The 24,424-nt window shown below is 47.8% G+C and carries 23 protein-coding genes and 1 rRNA gene; 20 read left to right on the forward strand and 4 right to left on the reverse strand.

Annotated features, from left to right (window positions below; genetic code table 11):
• Window positions 1–55: 55 nt before the first annotated feature.
• The 7 genes from ASC49_RS08640 to ASC49_RS08670 all read left to right on the forward strand — a co-directional run bounded on the left by ASC49_RS08640 (window position 56) and on the right by ASC49_RS08670 (window position 8,416).
• Entirely contained in the window at window positions 56–1,411 is a 1,356-nt protein-coding gene (locus tag ASC49_RS08640) for an MFS transporter (RefSeq protein WP_055462829.1), read from the forward strand.
• Between the two features lie 30 nt (window positions 1,412–1,441).
• Window positions 1,442–2,110, forward strand: coding sequence for a single-stranded DNA-binding protein (gene ssb / locus ASC49_RS08645; protein ID WP_055462830.1), 669 nt, complete (start codon window positions 1,442–1,444; stop codon window positions 2,108–2,110).
• A 143-nt stretch (window positions 2,111–2,253) separates the two neighbouring features.
• Window positions 2,254–2,682 carry an MgtC/SapB family protein gene (locus tag ASC49_RS08650; RefSeq protein WP_055462831.1) on the forward strand — a complete coding sequence of 143 codons (429 nt, stop codon included), beginning with the start codon at window positions 2,254–2,256 and terminating at the stop codon, window positions 2,680–2,682.
• Window positions 2,683–2,877: 195 nt separating this feature from the next.
• A complete protein-coding gene (gene smrA, locus ASC49_RS08655) occupies window positions 2,878–3,459 on the forward strand; it encodes a DNA endonuclease SmrA (protein WP_055462832.1) in 582 nt (193 codons plus the stop codon).
• Window positions 3,460–3,590: 131 nt separating this feature from the next.
• Window positions 3,591–6,512: an insulinase family protein gene (locus tag ASC49_RS08660; RefSeq protein WP_055462833.1), complete on the forward strand. Its 2,922-nt coding sequence runs from the start codon at window positions 3,591–3,593 to the stop codon at window positions 6,510–6,512.
• A gap of 35 nt (window positions 6,513–6,547) precedes the next feature.
• Complete coding sequence (locus tag ASC49_RS08665; protein WP_211262036.1) at window positions 6,548–7,651, forward strand: 1-acyl-sn-glycerol-3-phosphate acyltransferase; 1,104 nt, start codon at window positions 6,548–6,550, stop codon at window positions 7,649–7,651.
• A 30-nt stretch (window positions 7,652–7,681) separates the two neighbouring features.
• Window positions 7,682–8,416 carry a lysophospholipid acyltransferase family protein gene (locus ASC49_RS08670; RefSeq protein ID WP_055462835.1) on the forward strand — a complete coding sequence of 245 codons (735 nt, stop codon included), beginning with the start codon at window positions 7,682–7,684 and terminating at the stop codon, window positions 8,414–8,416.
• Between the two features lie 75 nt (window positions 8,417–8,491).
• On the opposite strand, the gene fabB is transcribed toward ASC49_RS08670, so the two are convergent.
• Both fabB and fabA read right to left on the reverse strand, forming a co-directional pair.
• Window positions 8,492–9,706, reverse strand: coding sequence for a beta-ketoacyl-ACP synthase I (fabB, locus tag ASC49_RS08675; protein ID WP_055462836.1), 1,215 nt, complete (start codon window positions 9,704–9,706; stop codon window positions 8,492–8,494).
• 30 nt (window positions 9,707–9,736) lie between these two features.
• Window positions 9,737–10,252 carry a 3-hydroxyacyl-[acyl-carrier-protein] dehydratase FabA gene (fabA, locus tag ASC49_RS08680; RefSeq protein WP_055462837.1) on the reverse strand — a complete coding sequence of 172 codons (516 nt, stop codon included), beginning with the start codon at window positions 10,250–10,252 and terminating at the stop codon, window positions 9,737–9,739.
• 275 nt (window positions 10,253–10,527) lie between these two features.
• Here fabA and ASC49_RS08685 point away from each other — a divergent pair, with 275 nt between their 5' ends.
• The gene (locus ASC49_RS08685) at window positions 10,528–11,469 is read left to right on the forward strand and encodes an alpha/beta fold hydrolase (RefSeq protein WP_162265207.1); all 942 of its coding nucleotides are present in this window, start codon (window positions 10,528–10,530) and stop codon (window positions 11,467–11,469) included.
• Here ASC49_RS08685 and ispB read toward each other — a convergent pair.
• Window positions 11,453–12,442: an octaprenyl diphosphate synthase gene (gene ispB, locus ASC49_RS08690; RefSeq protein ID WP_055462839.1), complete on the reverse strand. Its 990-nt coding sequence runs from the start codon at window positions 12,440–12,442 to the stop codon at window positions 11,453–11,455. The genes ASC49_RS08685 and ispB overlap by 17 nt on opposite strands.
• A 284-nt stretch (window positions 12,443–12,726) precedes the next feature.
• Between ispB and rplU the strand changes: the two genes are divergently transcribed.
• The 5 genes from rplU to ASC49_RS08715 all read left to right on the forward strand — a co-directional run bounded on the left by rplU (window position 12,727) and on the right by ASC49_RS08715 (window position 16,156).
• Window positions 12,727–13,035: a 50S ribosomal protein L21 gene (gene rplU / locus ASC49_RS08695; RefSeq protein ID WP_055462840.1), complete on the forward strand. Its 309-nt coding sequence runs from the start codon at window positions 12,727–12,729 to the stop codon at window positions 13,033–13,035.
• Window positions 13,036–13,071: 36 nt separating this feature from the next.
• Entirely contained in the window at window positions 13,072–13,332 is a 261-nt protein-coding gene (gene rpmA / locus ASC49_RS08700) for a 50S ribosomal protein L27 (protein ID WP_055462841.1), read from the forward strand.
• A 108-nt stretch (window positions 13,333–13,440) separates the two neighbouring features.
• Entirely contained in the window at window positions 13,441–14,631 is a 1,191-nt protein-coding gene (cgtA, locus tag ASC49_RS08705; protein WP_055462842.1) for an Obg family GTPase CgtA, read from the forward strand.
• 22 nt (window positions 14,632–14,653) lie between these two features.
• Window positions 14,654–15,778 (forward strand): glutamate 5-kinase, encoded by a 1,125-nt coding sequence (proB, locus tag ASC49_RS08710; protein WP_055462843.1) that lies wholly within the window; start codon window positions 14,654–14,656, stop codon window positions 15,776–15,778.
• Between the two features lie 15 nt (window positions 15,779–15,793).
• The gene (locus tag ASC49_RS08715; RefSeq protein ID WP_055462844.1) at window positions 15,794–16,156 is read left to right on the forward strand and encodes a diacylglycerol kinase; all 363 of its coding nucleotides are present in this window, start codon (window positions 15,794–15,796) and stop codon (window positions 16,154–16,156) included.
• 59 nt (window positions 16,157–16,215) lie between these two features.
• Here the strand turns inward: ASC49_RS08715 and rpsT are convergent, their stop codons facing one another.
• A complete protein-coding gene (gene rpsT / locus ASC49_RS08720) occupies window positions 16,216–16,479 on the reverse strand; it encodes a 30S ribosomal protein S20 (RefSeq protein WP_055462845.1) in 264 nt (87 codons plus the stop codon).
• Window positions 16,480–16,703: 224 nt separating this feature from the next.
• Between rpsT and murJ the strand changes: the two genes are divergently transcribed.
• The 7 genes from murJ to ASC49_RS08755 all read left to right on the forward strand — a co-directional run.
• A complete protein-coding gene (gene murJ, locus ASC49_RS08725) occupies window positions 16,704–18,263 on the forward strand; it encodes a murein biosynthesis integral membrane protein MurJ (protein ID WP_055462846.1) in 1,560 nt (519 codons plus the stop codon).
• 98 nt (window positions 18,264–18,361) lie between these two features.
• Window positions 18,362–19,291, forward strand: coding sequence for a bifunctional riboflavin kinase/FAD synthetase (gene ribF / locus ASC49_RS08730; RefSeq protein WP_055462847.1), 930 nt, complete (start codon window positions 18,362–18,364; stop codon window positions 19,289–19,291).
• 31 nt (window positions 19,292–19,322) lie between these two features.
• On the forward strand, window positions 19,323–22,145 hold the full coding sequence (gene ileS, locus ASC49_RS08735; protein ID WP_055462848.1) for an isoleucine--tRNA ligase: 2,823 nt from the start codon (window positions 19,323–19,325) through the stop codon (window positions 22,143–22,145).
• Between the two features lie 5 nt (window positions 22,146–22,150).
• Window positions 22,151–22,657, forward strand: a complete 507-nt coding sequence (lspA, locus tag ASC49_RS08740) for a signal peptidase II (RefSeq protein ID WP_245624670.1) — start codon at window positions 22,151–22,153, stop codon at window positions 22,655–22,657.
• Window positions 22,647–23,072: an FKBP-type peptidyl-prolyl cis-trans isomerase gene (locus tag ASC49_RS08745; protein WP_055462850.1), complete on the forward strand. Its 426-nt coding sequence runs from the start codon at window positions 22,647–22,649 to the stop codon at window positions 23,070–23,072. The genes lspA and ASC49_RS08745 overlap by 11 nt, the downstream gene beginning before the upstream one ends.
• Window positions 23,072–24,025 carry a 4-hydroxy-3-methylbut-2-enyl diphosphate reductase gene (ispH, locus tag ASC49_RS08750; RefSeq protein WP_055462851.1) on the forward strand — a complete coding sequence of 318 codons (954 nt, stop codon included), beginning with the start codon at window positions 23,072–23,074 and terminating at the stop codon, window positions 24,023–24,025. The genes ASC49_RS08745 and ispH overlap by 1 nt, the downstream gene beginning before the upstream one ends.
• Before the next feature lie 305 nt (window positions 24,026–24,330).
• A 16S ribosomal RNA gene (locus ASC49_RS08755) occupies window positions 24,331–24,424 on the forward strand; the annotation flags it as partial.

Consider the following 24,424-nt stretch of genomic DNA (forward strand, 5'->3'; position numbering starts at 1 on the left):
AGTAAAATCTGCGATCTTTCAACAATCACCTCTAAATACGCAAGTAGTAGCAACTATGGATGTCATTGAACGCCGCTCAGTTTTAGCCCTCGCGATGGTCTATTTATTTCGCATGTTGGGCTTGTTTCTGATTATGCCTGTTATCAGCATTGCCGCCGACGGCCTAGATGGTGCGGATGCCGCGCTTATTGGTGCTGCCATCGGTATCTATGGTTTCACACAGGCCTCATTGCAAATTCCTATGGGGATGATGTCTGATAAAATCGGCCGCAAACGCGTGATTTTATTCGGTTTGGTGTTGTTTGCCTTGGGGAGTGTAATTTGTGCGAATGCTGACAGCATCATGAGCTTGATCTTTGGTCGAGCCATTCAAGGAGCAGGCGCTATTGCGAGCACTTTGATGGCCCTGCTCAGTGATGTGACAAAAGAAGAGAACCGTACCAAAGCGATGGCCAGCGTAGGGATCAGTATTGGTGCTTCGTTTATGCTGTCATTGATCCTTGGCCCGATTTTGTTTCAATGGCTCGGGTTATCTGGCTTATTTTACCTATCGTTTACCTTTTCAATCGTCGGTATGGCGTTGATTGTGTGGGCTGTTCCTAATCAAACACAGCATACCTTTCGTCGTGATACCACACCAAGCTTGGTTGCATTGGGTGGCGTATTAAGGGATGCGCGTTTACGCTTTTTGAACATCAGTGTGTTGCTGTTACATGCGAGTTTAACGGCATTGTTTGTTGCGATTCCGAGTCTTTTAATTCATCGTTACGGGTTATCCTTGGGTAAGCACAGCATTCTTTACCTGCTAGTCATGGGAGGAGCCTTTATTTTGATGTTGCCTCTGATCATCGCCGCTGAAGGTAAAGGTAAGATGAAACAGGTGCTGACCTTGGTGATCGCCATTATTGGCTTAACGACGATTTTGATGGAATGGTCGTCGCAGCTATGGTTATTTGCCGTAGCCGTGTGTTTGTTCTTTGTGGCATTCAACACATTAGAAGCGACATTACCATCGGTGATTAGTAAACTTGCCCCTGTGGGGTACCGTGGTACCGCGATGGGGGTATTCTCAACGCACCAATTTATGGGGGCGTTTATCGGCGGCGTGGGTGGCGGATGGTTGCTGCAACATACGTCGGTGACCATGCTCTTCACTGTGATTGGTTGTATCTGGTTGGTATGGGCGCTGGTCAGTGCACTGCAACCAGCGCCACAGCAAGTGTCCAGTATGGCCTTCAGTGTTGCCGCGCAAAGTGCGCAGGACGTGCAACAGCTAACTCAGCAACTAATGAAAATCCAAGGAGTGGAAGATGTACAGATTTTTACAGATGAGCAAACTGCTTATCTTAAAGTGAACAAGAAACAACTCGACAAAGAAGCGTTGCAACGTATTGCACCGCAGGTCAAGTAAACGCTTTATTGAATTTATTGGAGTAACGTCATGGCACGTGGAATCAACAAAGTCATCATCATTGGTAACGCTGGTAGCGACGCTGAAGTGCGCTACATGCCATCGGGCGCAGCGGTTGCCAACGTGAGTTTGGCTACAACTGAAAGCTGGCGTGACCGCCAAACCGGTCAAATGCAAGAACGTACTGAGTGGCACCGTGTCGCTTTTATGGACCGTGGTAACTACCGTCTAGGTCAAATCGCAGGGGATTTCATCAAGAAAGGTTCAAAAGTTTACGTAGAGGGCTCGCTACGTACCCGTGAGTGGGAAAAAGATGGCATCAAACGTTACACGACAGAAATCGTTGCTAACGAAATGCAACTGCTAGACGGCCGTGCTGATGGTCCTCAAGGCGGTGATTTTGGTGGTCAGCAAGCACCACAGCAAGGTGGTTACGGCAATGCACCACAACAGGGTGGTTACGGTAATGCGCCACAACAAGGCGGCTACGGTGCTGCCCCTGCTGCTGAACCACAAGGTTACGGTCAAGCACCACAGCAAGGTGGTGGCTTCGCCCAGCAGCCAGCGCAACCACAGTCATTCGGTAGCTGGGGCAACCAGCCGCAGCAAGCGCCAGCACAACCAAAAGCACCAGAGCCGGCTAAGCCACAACAGCCAGCGCCAAGCTTCGATGACTTTGATGACGATATTCCGTTCTGACAAAGACAAGCATATTGCTAGCACTGCAAGGGCCACTGTAAATGTGGCCCTTTTTTGTATATAGCGTGAAACATTTAAACAGAGCTACCTCTTTACCGCAAAAACCTCTAGCGTATATAGGTGAGTCGTAAGGAGGAGAGCAGATGCTAGAGTTGGACTTTGACTTAATATTGCAGCACTTTATTCAGTTGGGCATGGCATTCTTGTTGTCATTACCCATTGCGTTTAATCGTGAGCATCATGATCGAGGCGCTGGGTTACGTACTTTTCCGCTGGTTACGATTGCATCTTGTTCCTTCATGTTGGTTGGCATGAGTGTTTACCAAGGCTCAGACGCGGAAGCACGGGTCATGTATGCTGTCATAACGGGTATGGGCTTTATTGGTGGTGGCGCCATTTTTAAGAGTGGAGATTCGGTATCGGGTACGGCAACAGCGGCCGGTATTTGGAATACAGGGGCTATTGGGGTGTCTGTGGCCTACAATCGTTATGAAATAGCGATACTGTTGTCGCTTATTGGTTTTTTGATTTTTCAGTTTTCTGGTACCTTGAAACGACAAAGCACTGAGTAACCTTAGCTTAAATTAGTTGTTATTTGGTGATGCTGGTATACTCATGAAAGTTTTAACAGCCTTGTTGTTTGCCATTGGAGACTCAATGTTTGGCGCACACAGGGGTTTTACCCTACAGCTTGATTGGGCTCCTTCGGGAGCCTTTTCTGCATTTATATGTCCTAGACTTTAGGGTAAAAAGTTTTGAGGTAACGTATGCAAGAGGACGATGATTTCTCTTTGTTCGCGCAAGAAGTTCAAGGTATTCGCCCGCTGAAAAAAACTGAGGTGTACCTTGGTAAGAAGCAGGGTGGGGTGGACTTTGTTGAGCGCCAGAAGGCCGCACTAATTGCCAAAGTGGAAGACCGTAACTATTTGTCGAAAGACTTTGTGGAGCGCGTCGATCCGGATGACATGTTGGAATACAAAAAAGACGGTGTGCAAGATGGTGTATTCAAACGACTGCGACAAGGTAAATATGGTATCGAGTCGCGCCTAGATTTACACCGTCGAACGGTGGAGCAATCTCGTCGTGAAGTTTTTCAATTTGTTGAAGACTGTATGCAACATGATATTCGTGTCGGCATCATTGTGCATGGCAAAGGAGATCGAACACCCGATCCACAGGATCAAGCCACCATTAAAAGCTTTATTAATAAATGGCTACGTGATTTAGACGATGTCATGGCATTTCATAGTGCGCAGCGACATCATGGCGGACTTGGTGCCGTCTATGTACTGTTCCGTAAGAGCGAAAAAGCGCGTTTGGAGAACTGGGAGCGTCATCAAAAACGTTAAACCAGCATCGGTGACTATCTGTGCCGTTCAAACTACATTCTTGATATAATTCACACGCTTTATTGCTTGAGATTGGGGCGATAACGCCCAATGATTCTAGTAATAGAAAACGATTTTTACAGGGGTAATTTATGACCATGAAGAACGCACATCACCCAGCGTTTACCGCCATTCGCAGTGAATTTATTGAAGCGCTGAATGTGACGGTACAAGAGTATGAGCACAAGGTAACGGGCGCCAAGCATTTTCATATTGCCTCTGACAACGACGAAAATGTGTTTCTGGTGGGCTTAAAAACCGTACCAACCGATTCTACTGGTGTGGCGCACATTCTCGAACATACGGTCCTTTGTGGTTCTGAACGTTTCCCAGTGCGTGACCCATTCTTTATGATGATACGTCGTTCTTTGAACACCTTTATGAACGCCTTCACCTCGTCAGATTGGACCGCTTATCCATTTGCCAGCAAGAATAAAAAAGACTTTCGCAATCTTTTAGACGTTTACCTAGATGCGGTGTTCTTTTCTCGTCTAGACCGATTGGATTTTTCCCAAGAAGGTCACCGTTTGGAGTTTGCTGAGCCAACGAATCCCGATTCAGAGCTCACGTTCAAAGGCGTAGTATTCAACGAGATGAAAGGCGCTATGAGCTCGCCAACCTCGGTTCTATGGCAAGCACTGACCAAATACCTTTGCCCAAGCAACACGTACCACTTCAACTCAGGTGGTGAGCCAACGGATATCCCAGATTTGTCCTACGACGATTTGATGGCTTTCTATCGTAAGCATTACCACCCGTCGAATGCGGTATTTATGACGTTCGGTGATATTCCAGCAGATGAGTTACAAGCGGAATTTGAAAGCAAAGTATTGAGTCGTTTCGAGCGTTTAGACGACCAAGTCAGCGTGCCAAACGCAAAGCGTTACTTCTCGCCAGTACGTGTAGAAGAAGGTTATGCCACAGATGAAGCTAAAGAAGATGGCAGTCACGTTGTAGTGGGCTGGCTATTGGGTGAAAGTATCGACCTTGCCCAGCAATTTGAAGCACAGCTACTATCAAGTGTGCTACTAGATAACTCTGCATCGCCATTACGTCGTGTGTTGGAAAACTCTGACCTAGGTTCTTCACCCTCACCTATGTGTGGTCTAGAAGACAGCAATAAAGAGATGAGTTTTATGTGTGGCCTTGAAGGCGTGAAGCGTGAAAACGCCGCGCAGGTGGAAGCGCTGGTACTGAAAACACTAGAAGATATTGCCGAAAATGGCGTTGACCAAGAGATGGTGGAAGCTATGCTGCATCAACTTGAGTTAAGCCAGCGTGAAATCGGTGGCGATAGCTACCCATACGGTTTGCAGCTGATTCTCTCGGCGCTTTCAACCGCTGTGCACCAAGGGGATGTGATCGCTCAGCTTGATTTAGATCCTGTGATCGAGAGTATGCGTGAAAAAGTGCTGCACAAAGACTACATCCCAACACTGGTACGTGACTTACTACTATCGAATGCCCACCGTGTGACACTTACGCTGAGCCCTGATGAAGCATTAGAAGCGCGCCGTAACCAAGCGGAAAAAGACCGCTTAAGCAAAATCAAAGCAGGTCTGAGTGAAGAACAAAAACAGCATATTGTCGAGCGTAGCCAAGCGTTGAAAGCACGCCAAGAGCAAGTCGATGATATGAGCATCTTGCCGAAAGTTGGCTTAGACGATGTGCCTGCTCGTCTGCCTGAATACGAGAATGAGCAAGTTACGCAAAGCCTGCCGATTACCTTCTACCCGCAAGGAACCAATGGTTTAGTGTATCAGCAATTGGTGACGGAACTTCCGGCTTTGACGGAACAAGAAACCCAGCATTTACCGCTGTACTGCTACCTAGTAACCGAGCTTGGTGTAGGCGAACAAGACTATCTTGCGATCCAGTCACGCCAAGCGCAAGTCTGTGGTGGTTTGGGGGCGTCCTCTTCAATTCGACCGGTACTGATTGATAAGCAGCGTGTGAATGGCTACTTCGTTCTGAGTTCAAAAGCTTTAGTGCCCAATGCTCAGGCAATGACCGAACTGATGGCGCAGACCTTTAATGATGTACGTTTTGATGAAACGGGTCGTATTAAAGAATTAATCGCCCAGCGCCGTGCGCGCCGTGAACGCTCAATTACTGGCCAAGGTCATTCTTTGGCCATGAGCGCAGCCTCAAGCGGTATGTCTGGCTTGTCTGCTCAGCAAGAAGCTTGGGGTGGCATGAGCGGCATCCGTGAGGTGATTGCTCTGGATGATGCACTAAAAGCTGATCCAAACGCTATGACCGCACTCTGTGCAACGTTAGAATCAATCCATGGCAAGCTTGCTGGTGCTGCAAAGCAAGTGTTATTGGTCGCTGAACCGCATCATAAAGACGCGCTACTTGAGGCGATTACACCTGCTTGGCAAAACGTAGCGAACCATGAGCAGGTATCACACTTCTCATTGCCTGCGATCGATAAGAATATCAAACAAGCTTGGGTAACGGCGACGCAAGTAAGCTTCTGTGCCAAAGCCTTTAAGTCGGTTTCTGGTGAACACCCTGATGTACCCGTTCTAACCGTATTGGGTGGCTTCCTACGTAATGGCTTTTTACACCGAGCTATTCGTGAACAAGGTGGCGCCTACGGCGGTGGAGCAACCTTCGATGCTAGTTGTGGCGCGTTCCGCTTCTACTCGTACCGTGATCCACGTTTACTAGAAACACTGGCGGATTTCGATGCGTCGATTGAATGGTTGCTGTCAACTGAGCATGCTTACGATGCACTAGAAGAAGCAATTCTAGGTGTGATTGGTTCGATGGATAAACCAAGTTCGCCAGCAGGGGAAGCGCAGAGTGACTTCTTCCAGCAGCTACATAATCGTACGCAAGCCTACCGTGAAGCGTTTCGTGCAGGGGTGTTGGCGGTAACGGTCGACGATTTAAAACGCGTCGCTAAGCTTTACTTAACAAAAGAGAATGAAAGTACGGCAGTGGTCACGGCAACTTCTAACAAAGCCATGTTAGAGGAAGCGGGCTTCGAGATTTGTACTCTATAACCATAACGATAATTTCAACCTGAATGGACAGTTCAATGGATCAGTTTCATGACATACGCCCTTACAACGACGATGAGGTCGCCGGGGTGTTACAAAATTTGGTAAATACGCCAGACTTTATCGACACGATTGTCGGCTTTAAATTTACTAAATGGCCACAGTGGACACGTGGATTCTTAGCGATGGTCGTTAAGCACGTATTGCAAAAGGAAGTGCGCAAAATAAATGATGTGCATGCATTCCAGATGCAAGTGGCCGACTACATGGAGCGTATGATCAAAACCACCACCAGTAATGTGGAATACCGTGGGATTGAGAAGCTTGCCAAAAATGAAGGCTACTTGTTTCTATCGAACCATCGCGATATTGCCATGGATCCTGCGTTTGTAAACTATGGCTTGTATCTCAATGGTTTGGCGACGGTACGTATTGCTATTGGTGATAACTTGTTGCGCCGTCCATTTGTGTCAGACCTAATGCGTTTGAATAAGAGTTTTATCGTTAAGCGTTCGGTGAATGGGGTGCGTGAGATGATGGCGGCGTTTGGTCAGCTATCGGATTACATCACCTATTCTCTGACGCAAGAACACTGCAATATCTGGATTGCACAAAAAGAAGGACGCGCTAAAGACGGTCTTGATCAAACCGATCCGGCGATTATCAAGATGTTCTACATGAGTCAGAAAAAGCAAAAAGTGGCTTTTCCTGATGCCATGCAAAATCTGAAAATCGTGCCAGTATCGATTTCTTATGAATACGATCCTTGTGCCTTTGATAAGGCCCGTGAGTTACATCAGAAATCGACTACAGGCTCTTATCAGAAAGCCGAGTTTGAAGACATTGATAGCATCCGCAAAGGGATTGTGGGGCGCAAGGGCAAAGTGATTGTTACCTTTGGTGATGTGATTGATCACAACTGCGCCACGCCGGACGACATGGTGGCTGAAGTAGATCGCCAGATCATTGGCTCTTATGCGATTCAGTCTACCAATACTGCAGCGTTGAAAGTACTAAATGGGGAGCCAAGTGGCGACTCTGTATTTGATGAATACATGGCAACTTGTCCAGATGAATTACGTGAAACGGTGCTGCACATGTACGCCAATCCACTGATTCAAAAGCAAGAGCGTGGCCTTTAATCGGCTAAATGAATACGGAGTAAGCGCTTTATGAAACCTCGGAATTCACTGCGGGCCTTAGTCGGCTCGTTATTATTTGCCGTTTGTTATGGCCTGCTAACTGGCTTCACTGGACTATTAGCGCCATTGATTGCCTGGATGCTTCCGCCTAGCTGGCGTCAGCCAGTGTTGAATGTCCATAATCACCTTCTGCTGTTTTTGTTCCGAGTGGTTGTCGGAGTGAAAGTAGAGGTCATTGGGCGTGAGAATTTGCCAGGTAAAGAGACGCCAGTGGTGCTTGCTGCAAATCATCAAAGTGAATGGGAAACTTACCTACTGCAGGTGCTGAAGACGCCGATCTCAACCGTGCTGAAGAAAGAGCTATTGTCGATTCCATTCTTTGGCTGGGGCTTGCGGATGGTGCAACCGATTGCGATTGATCGAGCTAAACGCGCGGGTGCTCTAAAGCAAATCTTGAAGCAAGGTAAAGAGCGTATTCAAGCGGGTCGTTCGGTGCTGATTTTCCCTGAAGGGACGCGTACCTTGCCGGATAAAGAGCGTGATTTTAACAAGGGTGCAGCGATGTTGGCGTCTTCTGCCAAAGCGCCGATTTTGCCGATCGTGCACAATGCTGGACACGTTTGGCCGGGCCGAACTTGGCGCCGATACCCGGGTACGATTACAGTGGTGATTGGCCCCTTGATTGAGGTGGAAGGCAAAGATACCAACCAAATCCATGAAGAGATGGAAACTTGGATGCGTAACGCCATGCGCCAGTATCCTTGAGAGACGCTTTCTTTAAGGCATAAAAAAACCGCACACTGTGCGGTTTTTTTTGATCTGCTCATAGTAAGCGAATGCTTAGCCTTCGTATTTTTTGAATACTAGGCTGGCATTAGTGCCGCCGAAGCCAAAGCTGTTAGACATAATCAGCTTAAGGTCAGCGTTGTCTTCGCGAGTCGTCACAACTGGGATGTTGCCAGCCTCTGGGTCAAGCTCTTCAACGTTAGCGGATGCGCAGATGAAGTTATTTTCCATCATAAGCAAGCTGTAGATCGCTTCGTGTACACCCGCAGCACCTAGTGAGTGACCTGATAGAGATTTAGTCGAGCTTACTTTCGGGATGTCATCACCAAAGGTTTCACGAACCGCTTGAAGCTCTTTCATGTCGCCTGCAGGTGTGCTTGTGCCGTGAGTATTGATGTAGTCAATTTTGCCATCAATCGTGCTCATCGCCATTTGCATACAACGAACCGCACCTTCACCTGATGGCGCTACCATGTCGTAGCCGTCAGATGTCGCTCCGTAACCTACGACTTCGGCGTAAATTTTTGCGCCGCGAGCTTTTGCATGCTCTAGTTCTTCAAGAACTAGTATGCCGCCACCGCCAGCAATAACGAAACCGTCACGATTTGCATCGTAAGCACGAGACGCTTTTTCTGGTGTGTCGTTGTACTTAGATGACAACGCGCCCATCGCGTCGAACATACAAGTCTGTGTCCAGCTCTCTTCTTCACCGCCACCTGCGAACACAATGTCTTGCTTACCTAATTGAATAAGCTCCATTGCGTTACCGATACAGTGTGCACTAGTAGAACAAGCAGACGTAATCGAGTAGTTCACACCTTTGATTTTGAATGGCGTCGCAAGACACGCCGATACGGTACTACCCATTGTCTGAGTAACACGGTATGGACCAACACGTTTAACGCCTTTCTCGCGTAGTGTGTCAGCTGACTCCACTAGGTTCTTCGCCGAAGCGCCGCCTGAACCAGCAATCAAACCTGTGCGGATGTTAGAAACTTGGTCTTCGCTTAGGCCAGAGTCAGCAATCGCTTGCTGCATTGATACGTAAGCGTAGGTAGCCGCGTCACCCATGAAACGACGTACTTTACGGTCGATTTCAGAGTCGTCTAGATCAATACGACCACAAACGTGACTGCGGAAACCTTTTTCTTTGTAGTCTTCTGCGAAACGAATGCCTGAACGGCCTTCACGTAGGGACTCAAGAACTGTTTGTTTGTCATTGCCAAGGCAGCTAACAATGCCTAGGCCAGTTACAACTACACGACGCATAACTAATGTGCCTCTTATACTCTTAATCTATTAGAAGTTATCAGTGGATGTGAACAAGCCTACACGTAGGTCTTTTGCCGTGTAAATCTCACGACCATCTACAGAAACACTTCCGTCAGCAATGCCCATTACAAGCTTGCGTTCGATTACGCGCTTCAGGTTTATGTGGAACGTCACTTTCTTAGCAGTAGGCAGAATTTGTCCTGTGAATTTCACTTCACCAGAACCCAATGCGCGACCGCGACCTTTGTTGCCTTTCCAGCCTAGGAAGAAACCAACAAGCTGCCACATAGCATCAAGACCTAAACAACCTGGCATGACTGGATCGCCAGGAAAGTGGCACTCAAAGAACCAAAGGTCAGGGGTGATATCCAATTCAGCAATGATTTCACCTTTTCCGAACGCACCGCCTTCAGTAGAGATGTGGGTGATTCGGTCTAGCATTAGCATGTTGCCAACAGGTAGCTGAGCGTTACCTGCGCCAAACATTTCGCCGTAGCCGCACTTTAAAAGTTCGTCTTTATCAAACGATGAAGCTGTAGTCATTATAGTCCTATATCCACCACTCATGTATTTACCTAAGCAATTGAGCGTGTGGTCCAGTTAGCAGTATGAAAATCCATGAGATTATATCGGTTCGGGGAAGTAATATGAATGTTTGTGCGGAAAAAAACCAATTCAGAGTCGGTAAAAGTACGTTTTTTTTGTCTATTTACGTAACAAAAAGACAAAATTTACATGGATGAGCCCTAGAGGTTAGCATAATGGCGCCTAGCTTTAGCGGGTTTTCGAGGTTGTATCACGACACGATAGGAGCGGATGTGAGCAGGATATCTTACCAACAGCAAAATTTCCCAGTGCAGGACGGAGAGTTGTCCGTGCACTTACAATTGCTCAATGACGCCCCTCGAACTTTGCACTTCTTGCACGGTAATGGCTTTGCGGTACGTAGTTACGATGCATTGCTCGAAGGAATTGTTGGGCAAGATAACTTGATGCTACAAGATGCTGCGGGTCATGGCTTGTCCTTAGCCGGTGAGCAGTTTGTCGGTTGGGAGCGATCTTCGGAGCGTTTTCAAGCTCTTTTAATGCAGTTGCGAGCTAAGCACGATTGGTCATCATTGATTGGCATTGGACATAGTTTTGGCGGCTGTATGACGCTTTTGATGAACGCTCGTGAAGCAAATTTATTTCAGAAAAATATTTTGCTCGATCCCGCCTTATATCCACCAGAAATGATTGAGCTGCTAATGACGCTTGATCCAGAAGAGAAACGGCGCAAGTCGCCACTGGTACGCCAAACTGAGCGCCGTCGAACCCATTGGTCGAGTTTTGAAGAAGTGGTGGACAGTCTGCGTGGTCGTGGCACATTTGCCGGCTGGCAAGAGCGCTGTCTGAGAGATTATGTGCAGTATTCAACACATGAAAATGGCGCGGGAGAGCGAGAGCTGAATTGTCCGCCTTGGCTGGAGGCTGCGGTATTTGGTAGCTCGCCGTTAGCCTTATGGTCGTCTTTGGAGCGTGTTGTGGCACCAACGTTCGTGCTCTGGGGCACTAATACGCTGGATATGTTTCAAGCCTCTTACCGGTTAGCGCAAACATTAAATCCTAACTTGCATTTTATTGAAGTGCAGGGTGATCACTGTTTTATGATGCAGTACCCAGAAGAAACCGCCCGATTGGTGCGAGCTATTATTGATCAAGGAATGGAGGGTGTCCGAGCGCTGGCGCACTCGGACTTTATCATTAATTTCGACGGTTAACGGCAGCGTTGGCTAGGCTAACCAGCGCTTGTTTGTAGTCTGAGTCCGGTAGGCATGCGATGGCTGCTATGGCCAGCTCCGCTTGTTTCTTGGCTTCGTTTTCTGTGTATTCGATGGCGCCACAAGCGCGAACGTCGGCAAGAATCGCCTCGAGGTTTTCTAGGCCGCCCGTTTCAATGGCTGCGCGAACACGTACTTTGGCGTCGTCGGTTCCGTGTTTCATTGTGAAAATCAACGGTAACGTTGGTTTGCCTTCGGCCAAGTCGTCACCAACACTCTTGCCCATTTCTTCTGCGGTAGACACATAGTCCATCACATCATCAATCAACTGAAAAGCGGTGCCCACGTACATGCCGTACTGACGTAGTGCTTCTTGGTGCTCTTTGCTGGCTTCAGCGACTACGGCACCACACAAGGCTGCGCCTTCAAATAGCTTGGCAGTTTTGTACTGAATTACTTTGATATAGCTTTCTTCGGTGGTGTCAGGATCGCCACAGTTGATTAGCTGTTGTACTTCGCCTTCGGAAATAATGTTGGTCGTGCCAGACAAGATTTCCATGCATTGAAAACTACCGACATCCACCATGATTTGGAAAGCGCGCGTGTAGAGAAAGTCGCCGACTAAAACGCTCGGTGCATTGCCCCATTCTTCATTGGCTGTTTTTTTACCGCGGCGCATGTCGGACTCATCGACCACGTCGTCATGCAAAAGTGTTGCAGTATGAATGAACTCAATGATGGAGGCCATTTTTACAGCATTACTCAAAGTGGACTCGGTTAAGCCTGTGCTCGGCTGTGCTGCGCGGGCTGCTAGCAGTACCATTAATGGGCGTAAACGTTTGCCACCATTACTGATAATGTAGTAACCAATTTGCTCGATCAGAGGGATTTCGCTCTTAAGTTGCGAAAGAATGTAGTCGTTTACCTGACCGAATTCATCGGCCACCACGTCATGAATGTTAGTTGGTTGCATGGAACTTCCGAAGCTAAAATATAGTCAAGCTGAACAGCAAGAGGCGTCCATGCTAGGTAAGCTCCAACACGGGGTCAACCCAAAACCGTAAAAATACTGATCACAGTGTGAATTAGGTTGTGTTTGCTGGTTCTCTTTTGTACAATTCGGCGTCCGATTTGCCCACATTTTTGCTCCCTATCATATGGTGAAGTGTAAGCTGTTGAATGGCATACATTTGCAAGCCACTAGAAGTAGGTCAAATACAATCCAGTAGCCGGGCAAATTCATTTGGAGATAGATAAATGTTTGCAGTGATCAAAACAGGCGGTAAGCAATACCGTGTACAAGAAGGTCAAACTCTTAAAGTTGAAAAACTAGCTGTTGAAGCTGGTTCAGCGGTTGAGTTTGCAGAAGTTCTTCTTGTAAGCAACGGCGACGACGTTAAAGTTGGTGCGCCAGTTGTTGAAGGCGTGAAAGTAACAGCTGAAGTTGTTGCACACGGCCGTGGCGACAAAGTTAAAATCTTGAAATTCCGTCGTCGTAAACACTCTATGAAACGCCAAGGTCACCGTCAGTGGTTCACAGAAGTGAAAATCACTGGTATTAACTAATTAAGCGTTTACAGATTCAAACTTTAGGAGTAAATCATGGCTCACAAAAAAGCTGGTGGTAGTACTAAAAACGGTCGCGACAGTCAGTCGAAACGCTTAGGTGTTAAACGCTTTGGCGGCCAAGTTGTTGTACCAGGTAACATTCTAGTTCGTCAACGTGGTACTGAATTCCACGCTGGTGAAGGCGTTCGTGTTGGTAAAGACCACACTCTATTCGCTGTTGCTGAAGGTCAAGTGAAATTCGAAGTTAAAGGTAAGTTCAAGCGTCGTACAGTTTCTGTCGTAGCTGCTGCCTAATCGCTTCGCGAATCACAAAAAAGAGCTCCGCAACGCGGGGCTTTTTTTTTGGAAAAATTCTATAATCAGTGCCACTGAGTTCTGATAACGCACCTAAGAGGTGATTTTGTGAAATTTGTTGATGAAGCCACGATTTACGTTCGCGCAGGTAAAGGTGGTAACGGCTGTTTGAGCTTCTGGCGAGAAAAGTTTGTCGCGAAAGGTGGCCCAGACGGCGGCGATGGTGGTGACGGTGGTAGCGTGTATTTGGTGGCGGATGACTCCTTGAATACACTGATCGACTTCCGTTTTACCAAGAAATACATCGCAGAGAACGGCCAAGGTGGTATGGGTCGTGATATGACGGGGTCTAAAGGTGACGACCTAGAAGTAAAAGTGCCTGTTGGTACGACAGTGATCGATGAAGACACTGGCGAAACATTAGGTGACTTGGTTGCACCTGGGCAGCGCTTAAAAGTGGCTCAAGGTGGCCATAAAGGTTTGGGGAATACGCGCTTTAAATCCAGTACTAACCGTGCGCCACGTCAGACGACGAAAGGTACGGAAGGTGAAGAGCGTAACCTGAAATTAGAAATGAAAGTATTGGCGGATGTCGGCTTGCTTGGTTTGCCAAACGCGGGTAAATCGACCTTTATTCGCTCGGTGTCCTCGGCAAAACCAAAAGTGGCGGATTATCCGTTCACGACGCTGGTGCCGAACTTGGGTGTGGTGAAAGTGAAGAAACACCAAAGCTTCGTAATTGCCGACATTCCAGGGATTATTGAAGGTGCGGCAGAAGGTGCGGGTCTTGGTATTCGCTTCTTGAAGCACTTAGTGCGTAACCGTATTTTGCTTCATATCGTCGACATGGCGCCTTGGGATGAGATTACACCTGCGCAAGCTGCGGTGATTGCAGTTAACGAATTGCACGAATTCTCGCCGACTTTGGCGGAGAAACGTGATCGTTGGTTGGTGTTGAACAAACTGGATATGGTACCAGAAGACGAACGTGAAGAGCGTTGTCAGGCGGTGATTGATGCATTGGGTTGGGAAGGTCGAACTTACCGTATTTCTGCGATTGCAGCAGAGGGTACAGAGATCCTGTGTCTAGACCTGATGACTGCATTGGATGAAATGCGTGAAACCTTGGCGAATGACGAAAACGCCCAAGCAGAAGAAAAAGCTATCCGTGATCTAATCGATGAAGAAGGTCGTGAGCGTATCCGTCTATTGCGCGCTAACCGTCGTAAGTCGGCACAAGATGATGACGATGACTTTGATGAAGACGATTACGATGTGGACGTGGAATACGTTCGTTAACTTTTAGTGAGATAAGTAGTAAATGGAAATGAGAGAGAAGATTGCATCCGCTCAGCGAGTGGTTGTGAAGATAGGCAGTGCTTTGTTGACCAACGATGGCCAAGGCCTCGATGTTGCAAACATTGGTCTATGGGTGGCTCAGATTGCGCAGCTACGCGCTCAGGGCAAAGAAGTGGTTTTGGTGTCTTCGGGTTCCATTGCTGCTGGTATGAAACGCCTAGGCTTCTCTACTCGACCGACACAGGTAAACGAACTTCAAGCAGCGGCGGCCGTAGGTCAGATGGAGCTTGTCGGCGTTTACGAATCTCACTTTGAAGTACATGGCCTGTGTACCGCGCAAATCCTGTTAACCCATGAGGATTTGTCGAACCGTCGCCGTTACTTAAACGCTCGATCTTCATTGCGCACGCTATTAAACCTTGGTGTTGTACCCATTATTAATGAGAATGACACCGTTGTAACCGATGAAATTCGTTTTGGCGACAACGATACGTTGGGGGCCTTAGTCGCCAACCTTGTGGAAGCGGATACGTTGATTATCTTAACGGACCAAAAAGGTTTGTATGATAAAAACCCTCGTGATCATAAAGATGCAACATTAATCTCGCATGCTTCGGCAGGGGATGAAAGCTTAGACGCAATGGCCAGCGGTGGTGCTGGGGTATTGGGAACAGGTGGTATGTTGACTAAAGTGCGTGCAGCGCGTCTTGCGGCGCGTTCTGGGGCGCATACGGTGATTGCATCGGGGCGTGAGGGCAGTGTGATTCTGCGAGTGGCTATTGGTGAAAACATTGGTACGTGGTTGCAGCCAGAGCATGACCGTCTGTCAGCACGCAAACAATGGTTGGCGGGTCATCTGAAGAGTCGTGGTACTTTGATCCTAGACGATGGTGCGGTGCGTGCGCTGCGTCAGTCTGGCACTAGCTTATTACCTGTTGGTGTAAAAGATGCAGAAGGGTCCTTCTCTCGTGGTGACATGGTGATGTGTGTGGATCAGAACGGTCGCATTGTGGCGCGTGGCCTAGTTAACTACAGTATCGCAGAAACGCTTAAGTTGCTTGGTAAGCCCTCTATAGAGCGTGCTGAGATCTTGGGCTATGAAGGCGAACCTGAACTGATTCACCGCGATGATTTAGTGGTTAATTAGAGGAACGGTTTTCACATGGCAAAGCCAGGTAAAGTTGGGTTAGAGCGTGTGCTGGATGCGACGCGCTATTCTTATCAAGGGTTGCGTGCTCAATGGCGTTATGAAGCTGCTTTTCGTCAGGAAGTGTGGTTGTTTTTAGTGGCCCTGCCTTTGGCTCTATGGTTAGGTGATTCGGCGCTTGAGAAGGCGCTGATGATTTTTTCTGTAGGGTTGGTATTAGTGGTGGAAACTATTAACTCTAGCATCGAGGCGGTAGTGGATCGCATCAGTAATGAGAAGCATGAGCTGTCTGGTCGTGCGAAGGATTTAGGCTCTGCGGCGGTGATGCTGAGTTTGAGTCTGGCAGGTATGGTGTGGTTATTTCTACTGTTTAACTGAGTGTAGATACTCAGTTAATAGGCATAAAAAAACCGGCGTGAGCCGGTTTTTTTATGGGATTAGGCCAACGCTTTGATTTTAGCGTTCAAGCGGCTCTTATGACGAGCTGCTTTGTTTTTGTGATATAGGCCTTTGTCGGCTGCTTTGTCTAGTTTAGACACTGCAACAGAGTATGCTGCTTGAGCTTCTTCTTGGTTTCCTGCTTCAATAGCTGCATCTACTTTTTTCAAGTATGTGCGCACCATAGAGCGCAGGCTACCGTTATGAGCGCGACGCTTGATCGCCTGGCGCGCACGTTTTTTTGAACCGGCGGAGTTTGCCACAGTCTGGCTCCTTCAATCTTTCAATAATTATAACGACTCAACGGGTTGTTGAATCGCCTGTGAATGTCAAGTTTAACTTGAAAATCTCGCGGCGGATTTTACCAGTTTTTGGCTTTGCTACAACCCCAAACGCGTAATATTACTCTGGAAAAGTACATTTTTTGGCTGTTTGAGCACCAGCTAAATGGTATTCTTGGTCAAATTTATCGTTAGAACATGATCTTATGTCAGACTCCCAATCGATTAAATCTCGATCACTTTTGCGTTCTGGTTTGCTGGTTTCTATTTGTACATTCGCATCTCGTATCCTTGGTTTGGCGCGCGATGCGGCACTGGCGTATGTTTTGGGGGCAAGCGCTGGGGCCGATGCCTTTTATGTTGCCTTTAAAATTCCGAATTTCTTCCGACGCTTGTTTGCGGAAGGGGCATTCGCTCAAGCCTTTGTGCCAGTGCTAAGCGACTATCGTGTCAATGAAGGACACGATGCGGTGCGTGAACTGATCGCAGCGGTGACAGGTTCTCTGACCTTGGTGTTGTTAGCCGTTGCCGCGGTATTTATGGCGGCGTCGCCGTGGGTGGTGTATGTGTTTGCCCCTGGGTTTGCTGATAACACAGGGCAGTTGGCGCTGGCATCGAGTTTATTGACCATTACTTTCCCCTATTTGTTGTTTATCTCATTGACCGCGTTAGCGGGGGGGATTCTCAATGCACATGGTGAGTACGGTGTGCCAGCTATTACTCCAATCTTCTTGAATATTTCCCTGTTGGTGGCAACGCTTGGCTTTGCCTCCAGTGCCACACAAGCAGAATTGAGCATTGCTTGGGGGGTGTTTGCGGCAGGAGTGGTGCAGTTGTTGTTTCAAGTGCCATTCTTGGCACGCTTGAAGCTTTTGCCAAAACCTAAGATTGGCTTTTCTCATCCAGGTGTAAAACGTATTTTGCTGCTGATGGGGCCGGCCTTGTTTGGGGTTTCTGTTGGGCAGATTAACTTGTTGCTGGATACCGTGCTGGCGTCCTTGCTAGAAACGGGCAGTATTACGTGGCTGTATTTGTCAGACCGTCTATATGAATTGCCATTAGGGATTTTCGCTATCGCCATCAGTACCGTGATATTACCATCCCTATCTCGCAGTTTTTCGAGTCAGTCAGCGGAGCGCTTTGCGAGCACCTTGGATTGGGGGTTGCGGTTATTGCTGTTGATTGCAGTGCCATCCGCGATAGCGCTCTGTATTTTAGCTAAGCCGATCATTGCGACGGTGTTTTATCGTGGAGAGTTAACAGCCCATGACGTCGATATGGCGGCGATGAGTCTGCAAGCGTATTCGATTGGGTTGGTATTTATGATGTTAATTAAGGTCTTGGCTCCTGGTTATTATTCCCGTCAAGACACGAAGACACCGGTGAAGATTGGTTTAATCGCTATGGCGGCGAATATGGTGTTTAACTTGATCTTGGTTTGGCCGCTTGGGCATGTTGGTTTGGCTCTGGCCACTAGCTTATCAGCAGGTTTGAATGCTTTGCTGTTGTGGATCGGTTTGCACCGTGATGGCAGTCATCGTTTTTCTAAGCAGTGGTGGTTGATGTTAAGGGTATTGTTGCTTGGTTCAGCCTTCTTGCTGGCTTGGCTCTGGTTTTATCACAGTTTAAACATCACATGGACAGAGATCTCTAGTTGGCAGCGGGTGCAGCATATGGCGCTGGTGGTTTGCGTAGGGGTGTTAGTTTATGGCTTAGGTTTGCTGTTGGCTGGTCTAAGAATGCGTCATTTACGTGCTCAAGATTGAGTTGTGATAGGCTTGCTCCCTACCTTTGCGTGGGGGAGTGCTATATAATCGCGGTTATTTTTTCAGCGGCTAATAGGTTTTTGCCGGTACGAGGTGATATGGAACTGGTTCGGGGTATTCACAATATCCAAGCGGCGCAACGAAATGGCGTGCTCACAATTGGTAATTTTGACGGCGTACATCTTGGTCATCAGGCAATCCTGAACCGAGTGAAGTCGTTAGCAGAGCACTATCAAGCACCGTCTGGGATTATGATCTTTGAGCCGCAGCCGCGTGAGTTTTTTGCACCACAGGATGCGCCAGGACGCTTGTCTCGCTTACGCGATAAAGTTGCCCTGCTTGCAAATCATGGCATCGATTATGTGTTGTGTATGCCGTTTAACAGCCGCTTGCGTAATTTAGATGCTAATGCCTTTTGTCAGCAAGTGCTGCACGATAGTCTAGGGGTCAAACACTTAGTGATCGGTGACGACTTTCGTTTTGGTTGCGATCGTCAGGGCAACTTTGACTATTTGGAGTCGTTTGGTGCTCAGCATGGTTTTGATGTGGAAAATACCTCTTCCATTTTAAATGGGGAAGGTTCGCGCATCAGTAGCTCTCTAGTGAGACAATGCCTGAACCAAGGTGATATGGTGTCTGCTGAAGCCATGTTAGGCCATCCGATTACCATGGGTGGTCGAGTGGTGGGGGGGCAGCAACTAGCACGTCGCTTAGGTTTCCCAACCGCCAACGTATTTTTAAAAGGTGTCACGCCTGCCTTGTCTGGTGTGTATGCCGTGACGGTGCCAGTGGATGGTCAAGAATACTCAGGTGTAGCAAACATCGGGGTTCGCCCGACAGTGGATGGCAAAACGCCTATCCTTGAAGTACACCTCTTTAATTTCAGTGGCAATTTGTACACTCAATACTTAGATGTGACATTCCGCCACTTTATTCGACCAGAGCGCAAAATGAGTGGCCTGGAAGAACTAGAAAAGCAAATTCAATGTGATAAAGAAGAAGCACTACGTTTCTTTTCCAATCAGTGACCGATGATCTTTGAGGATAAATCGAATAACCATGAGTGATTATAAATCAACGCTGAATTTGCCAGAAACCGCTTTTCCTATGCGCGGTGACTTGGCAAAACGTGAGCCAGCGATGCTAAAACGCTGGCAAGATATGGACTTGTACAACAAAGTACGAGCAGTAAGCAAAGGCCGTAAGTCTTTTATTCTTCATGATGGCCCTCCATATGCCAACGGCAGTATTCACATTGGTCACGCGGTTAACAAAATCCTCAAAGACATTATTGTTAAATCTAAAACCGTAAGTGGATACGATGCGCCGTACATTCCTGGTTGGGACTGTCATGGTCTGCCGATCGAGCACAAAGTTGAGCAGATGATCGGCAAAGCGGGCGATAAAGTGTCGTTCAAAGATTTCCGCGCTAAGTGCCGTGAGTACGCTTACTCACAGGTCGAAGAGCAGAAGAAAGACTTTATCCGTCTGGGTGTGATGGGCGATTGGGAAAATCCATACCTAACGATGAACTTCGTGACCGAAGCCAACATCGTGCGCTCCTTGGGCAAAATCGCGGAGAACGGCCATCTAGTAAAAGGCTTCAAACCAGTTTACTGGAGTGTTGTCGGTGGTTCTGCACTAGCGGAAGCGGAAGTGGAATACCAAGATAAAACCTCTTTGTCTCTAGATGTGCGTTACGCGCCACAGGACGAAGCGGCATTTCTTGGCAAATTCTCTGATGTAGAAGGCGAAGGCAAAGTATCGGTTGTGATCTGGACGACTACGCCTTGGACACTACCAGCGAGCCAAGCGGTATCGATTCACCCAGAATTCAACTATGCGCTAGTCGAAGTAGACATGGGTGCGGGTAAAGAGCGCCTAGTGTTAGCAGAAGACATGGTCGAAGGCATCATGACGCGTTACGGTCAAGAAAACTACCGTATCGTTGGTCGCGCTGTGGGCGCAGATCTTGGTGGCCTTGTACTTAACCACCCATTTATGGAACGTGATATCCCAGTTCTGCTAGGCGAGCACGTCACAGCCGACGCAGGTACTGGTTGCGTCCATACTGCGCCTGATCATGGTGTTGATGACTTTAATGTTGGTCGTGCGAACGGTATCGGTACCATCAACCTAGTACAAGACAACGGTGTTTACTCAGAAGCGGCGGGTGAGTTCGCGGGTATGCACGTGTACAAGGTAGACGATGCAGTATTGGAAGCTTTGGGCCGTAACAACGCCTTGGTATTCCAATCTAAGATTTTCCACAGCTACCCACACTGCTGGCGTACAAAAACACCTTTGATCTTCCGTGCGACACCACAATGGTTTATCAGCATGGACGAGAAAGGCTTGTTAGACGCAGCGAAAGAAGCGGTAAAAGGTGTGAAGTGGACACCTGCATGGGGCCAAAACCGCATGGAAGGTATGTTGAACAATAGCCCTGACTGGTGTGTATCTCGTCAGCGTACGTGGGGTGTGCCAATCGCGTTGTTCATCAACAAAGAAACACAAGAGCTTCACCCAGAAACGCCTCGTCTAATCGAAGAAGTTGCACAACGTATCGAAAAAGTCGGTATGGATGCTTGGTTCGATCTAGATCCTGCTGAGCTACTAGGCGATGACGCAGACAAGTACAGCAAGGTAACGGATACGCTAGATGTTTGGTTCGATTCAGGTGTGACGCACTACTCAGTGATCGACCAGCGTGACGAGCTAAGCTTCCCAGCAGATCTTTACCTTGAGGGTTCGGATCAGCACCGTGGTTGGTTCCAGTCATCGTTGAAAACATCCATCGCGATCCGTGGTGTGCCACCATACAAAGGCGTACTAACACACGGTTTCACAGTAGACGGTGACGGCCGCAAAATGTCGAAATCACTGGGTAACGTGGTATCGCCACAAAAAGTGATGGAAACGCTAGGTGCGGATATTATCCGTTTATGGGTTGCCGCTACGGACTACACTGGCGAAATGACAGTGTCTGACGAGATCCTAAAACGTGTAGCAGACGGTTACCGTCGTATCCGTAACACGGCGCGTTTTATGTTGGCGAACCTAAGTGGCTTCAATCCAGCAACAGATTTAGTGGCGCCTGAAAACATGATCGCGCTAGATCGTTGGATCGTAGACCGTGCGGCACAGCTCCAAAAAGAAATCGATGAAGCCTACAACGAATACCAGTTCCACTCAGTGGTTCAGAAGATTCAGAACTTCTGTTCGTTGGATCTAGGTGGTTTCTACCTAGACGTGATTAAGGACCGTCAGTACACGACGCAAGAAGACAGCCTTGCTCGTCGTTCTGCACAAACGGCGCTGTACCATATCGCGGAAGCCTTCACGCGTTGGATTTCGCCGATCTTGAGTTTCACTGCGGATGAAATTTGGGAGTCACTACCAGGCGAGCGTAGTGAGTCTGTGTTCCTAGATACTTGGTATGAAGGTCTGTTTGAGCTAAGCGGTGATGAAGCGTTAGGCCGTGATTTCTGGAAGCAAGTGCTAGACGCGAAGATGGCGACTAACAAGGTGCTAGAAGCCGTTCGTAAAGACGGCAAGATCAAGGCGACTCTAAGTGCAGAAATCACGCTTTATGCGGATACGGCTCTAGGAGAAACATTGGCGAAGCTAGGTGATGAGCTACGTTTCGTGTTGATTTCTTCCGAAGCGAAAGTGGCTGCATTAGCAGATGCTCCTGCGGATGCTGTTGCGACAGAACTTGATGGTCTAAAAGTGGCGGTTGCGGTAAGTGAGTATGAGAAATGTACACGCTGTTGGCACCACCGCGAAGAAGTGGGTAAACGCGAAGCACACCCTGAGTTGTGTGATCGTTGTATCTCGAACTTGCCAGAAGGTGAGGGCGAAGTACGTCACTTCGCTTAATGCTTATGACAGCGATGCTAAAACGAGTCCAGCGCTGGTGGGCGCTGGCAATCGCTGTTTACGCTCTGGATTGGATTACCAAGCAGGGCGTAGAAGCGAATTTACACTATGGGCAGGAGATTCCTCTCCTGCCTTTCTTTGATTTAACGTTGCGCTATAACACCGGGGCGGCCTTTAGCTTTTTAGCAGAAGCGGGTGGTTGGCAGCGTTGGTTCTTTTCTTTAATTGCTATCGCAGTGGTTGTGGGTATCAGTTGGCGTTTATCAAAAATCGGCCACAGCCATAAACTCGAAGCTCTAGCGTTAACGCTTATTATGGCGGGTGCTATTGGTAACCTTCATGATCGCTTGGCGTATGGGCACGTGATTGACTTTATACAAGTTCACTGGCAATCCACTTGGTATTTTCCTGCGTTTAACATTGCTGACAGTGCCATCACAATCGGTGTCGTGTTGATGCTATTAGAGGGGCTAGTTCAAAAAGGCCCCAAGGGTAAACAGAATGACAATTAATGAGCAAAGCCGTATCACCTTACACTTTGAGTTAGCGCTTGAGGATGGTCAGATCATTGACTCTAACTTTGGCGCAAATGCGGCACAGTTTACTTACGGTGATGGCAGTCTATTGCCAGAATTCGAAGCTGTGCTAGTTGGGATGTCTGCTGGTGATGAAGCAAGTTTTACCATGACGCCAGAAAAGGCATTTGGTGCTCGCAATCCGAGCAATGTTCAAACCATGGCGCGCAGCCAGTTTGGGATGGACATTGAAGAAGGCATGGTAGTGTCTTTTGCTGACTCAGCCAAAAACGAATTGCCGGGGGTCATTAAATCCATCGGTGATAGCCAAGTGGAAGTGGACTTTAATCACCCGCTTGCTGGTCAAACACTAACATACCGCGTCAAAATTGTTGCGGTAGAGGAGGCATAATGTCTTTTGCTATCCAACTTGCTAACCCGCGTGGCTTTTGTGCTGGTGTCGATCGTGCCATTGAAATTGTAAAGCGTTGTTTGGATATTTTTGAGGCACCGATTTATGTGCGTCACGAAGTGGTGCATAACAAGTTTGTAGTAGAGTCCCTAAAAGAACGTGGTGCCATCTTTGTCAATGAGCTTGATGAAGTGCCAGACGATCAAATCGTCATCTTCAGTGCCCATGGTGTATCGCAAGCGGTTCGTAATGAGGCCGATCGTCGTGGCTTAAAAGTGTTTGATGCAACTTGTCCGTTGGTGACTAAGGTGCATATGGAAGTGGTACGTTACTCTCGTGATGGGATGGAATGTATTCTGATTGGTCATGATGGTCACCCAGAAGTTGAAGGCACTATGGGGCAGTACGATTTATCTAATGGCGGCGCGATTTATTTAGTCGAGACGCCTGAAGATGTGGCGACGCTCAAGGTCAATGATCCATCGCGGTTGGCATTTGTGACACAGACTACATTATCAATGGATGATACGGCGGTTGTTATTGATGCGTTGCGTCAGCATTTTCCTGAAATTCGTGGGCCTAAGAAAGACGATATTTGTTATGCCACGCAAAACCGCCAAGACGCGGTAAAAACTTTGGCGCAAGAATGTGACCTTGTCTTAGTTGTTGGTTCGGTGAATAGTTCAAACTCAAACCGACTGCGTGAGCTGGCTGGGCGTATGGGCACAGAAGCTTACTTAATTGATAATGCCAGTGAGATTAGACCCGAGTGGTTAAAAGGCATTTCTGCTGTGGGGATCACCGCTGGTGCGTCCGCTCCTGAAGTGTTAGTCAATGAAGTGATCGAACGCTTGAAAGCAGAAGGAGGAGAAGATCCTCGTGAGCTTGAAGGTCGCGAAGAAAATGTTTCCTTCTCCATGCCCAAAGAACTGCGTATTGTCGAAGTGCAATAATGGCTAATGCAGGCACTTTTAATTTATTAAAACTTTTTTTTAAAAAAGTGCTTGCATTAAAAAATCGCGACGGTAATATACGCACCCACTGACACGGACAACGCTTCACAACAACGAAGCACACCGCGTCAGACGCTCTTTAAAATAGATAATCAGATAATTTGTGTGGGCGCTTGCTGGAGACTTCTCAAAAACTTTGAAGTCTTAAACAAGTGACCATGTCAATTCGCTTTACGTTCTTTGATCTTCGGGTTGAAGAATATAGTAAAAGTCAGACGTGATTCATGAGTTTGAGCAAACTTTTTAAACTGAAGAGTTTGATCATGGCTCAGATTGAACGCTGGCGGCAGGCTTAACACATGCAAGTCGAGCGGTAACAGGAATTAGCTTGCTAATTTG

The organism is Marinomonas fungiae, assembly GCF_001418205.1.
Taxonomy (GTDB): domain Bacteria; phylum Pseudomonadota; class Gammaproteobacteria; order Pseudomonadales; family Marinomonadaceae; genus Marinomonas; species Marinomonas fungiae.

What these genes read in the sequence shown, in the direction of transcription:
- fabB (WP_055462836.1), bottom strand. Translation starts at nt 9,706, where the DNA reads ATGCGTCGTGTAGTTGTAACTGGCCTAGGCATTGTTAGCTGCCTTGGC.
- smrA (WP_055462832.1), top strand. Translation starts at nt 2,878, where the DNA reads ATGCAAGAGGACGATGATTTCTCTTTGTTCGCGCAAGAAGTTCAAGGT.
- ileS (WP_055462848.1), top strand. Translation starts at nt 19,323, where the DNA reads ATGAGTGATTATAAATCAACGCTGAATTTGCCAGAAACCGCTTTTCCT.
- rplU (WP_055462840.1), top strand. Translation starts at nt 12,727, where the DNA reads ATGTTTGCAGTGATCAAAACAGGCGGTAAGCAATACCGTGTACAAGAA.
- ribF (WP_055462847.1), top strand. Translation starts at nt 18,362, where the DNA reads ATGGAACTGGTTCGGGGTATTCACAATATCCAAGCGGCGCAACGAAAT.
- ASC49_RS08670 (WP_055462835.1), top strand. Translation starts at nt 7,682, where the DNA reads ATGAAACCTCGGAATTCACTGCGGGCCTTAGTCGGCTCGTTATTATTT.
- ASC49_RS08640 (WP_055462829.1), top strand. Translation starts at nt 56, where the DNA reads ATGGATGTCATTGAACGCCGCTCAGTTTTAGCCCTCGCGATGGTCTAT.
- fabA (WP_055462837.1), bottom strand. Translation starts at nt 10,252, where the DNA reads ATGACTACAGCTTCATCGTTTGATAAAGACGAACTTTTAAAGTGCGGC.
- ASC49_RS08660 (WP_055462833.1), top strand. Translation starts at nt 3,591, where the DNA reads ATGACCATGAAGAACGCACATCACCCAGCGTTTACCGCCATTCGCAGT.
- ispH (WP_055462851.1), top strand. Translation starts at nt 23,072, where the DNA reads ATGTCTTTTGCTATCCAACTTGCTAACCCGCGTGGCTTTTGTGCTGGT.
- lspA (WP_245624670.1), top strand. Translation starts at nt 22,151, where the DNA reads ATGACAGCGATGCTAAAACGAGTCCAGCGCTGGTGGGCGCTGGCAATC.
- murJ (WP_055462846.1), top strand. Translation starts at nt 16,704, where the DNA reads ATGTCAGACTCCCAATCGATTAAATCTCGATCACTTTTGCGTTCTGGT.
- ssb (WP_055462830.1), top strand. Translation starts at nt 1,442, where the DNA reads ATGGCACGTGGAATCAACAAAGTCATCATCATTGGTAACGCTGGTAGC.
- ASC49_RS08715 (WP_055462844.1), top strand. Translation starts at nt 15,794, where the DNA reads ATGGCAAAGCCAGGTAAAGTTGGGTTAGAGCGTGTGCTGGATGCGACG.
- ASC49_RS08650 (WP_055462831.1), top strand. Translation starts at nt 2,254, where the DNA reads ATGCTAGAGTTGGACTTTGACTTAATATTGCAGCACTTTATTCAGTTG.
- ASC49_RS08665 (WP_211262036.1), top strand. Translation starts at nt 6,548, where the DNA reads ATGGATCAGTTTCATGACATACGCCCTTACAACGACGATGAGGTCGCC.
- proB (WP_055462843.1), top strand. Translation starts at nt 14,654, where the DNA reads ATGGAAATGAGAGAGAAGATTGCATCCGCTCAGCGAGTGGTTGTGAAG.
- ASC49_RS08745 (WP_055462850.1), top strand. Translation starts at nt 22,647, where the DNA reads ATGACAATTAATGAGCAAAGCCGTATCACCTTACACTTTGAGTTAGCG.
- ispB (WP_055462839.1), bottom strand. Translation starts at nt 12,442, where the DNA reads ATGCAACCAACTAACATTCATGACGTGGTGGCCGATGAATTCGGTCAG.
- rpmA (WP_055462841.1), top strand. Translation starts at nt 13,072, where the DNA reads ATGGCTCACAAAAAAGCTGGTGGTAGTACTAAAAACGGTCGCGACAGT.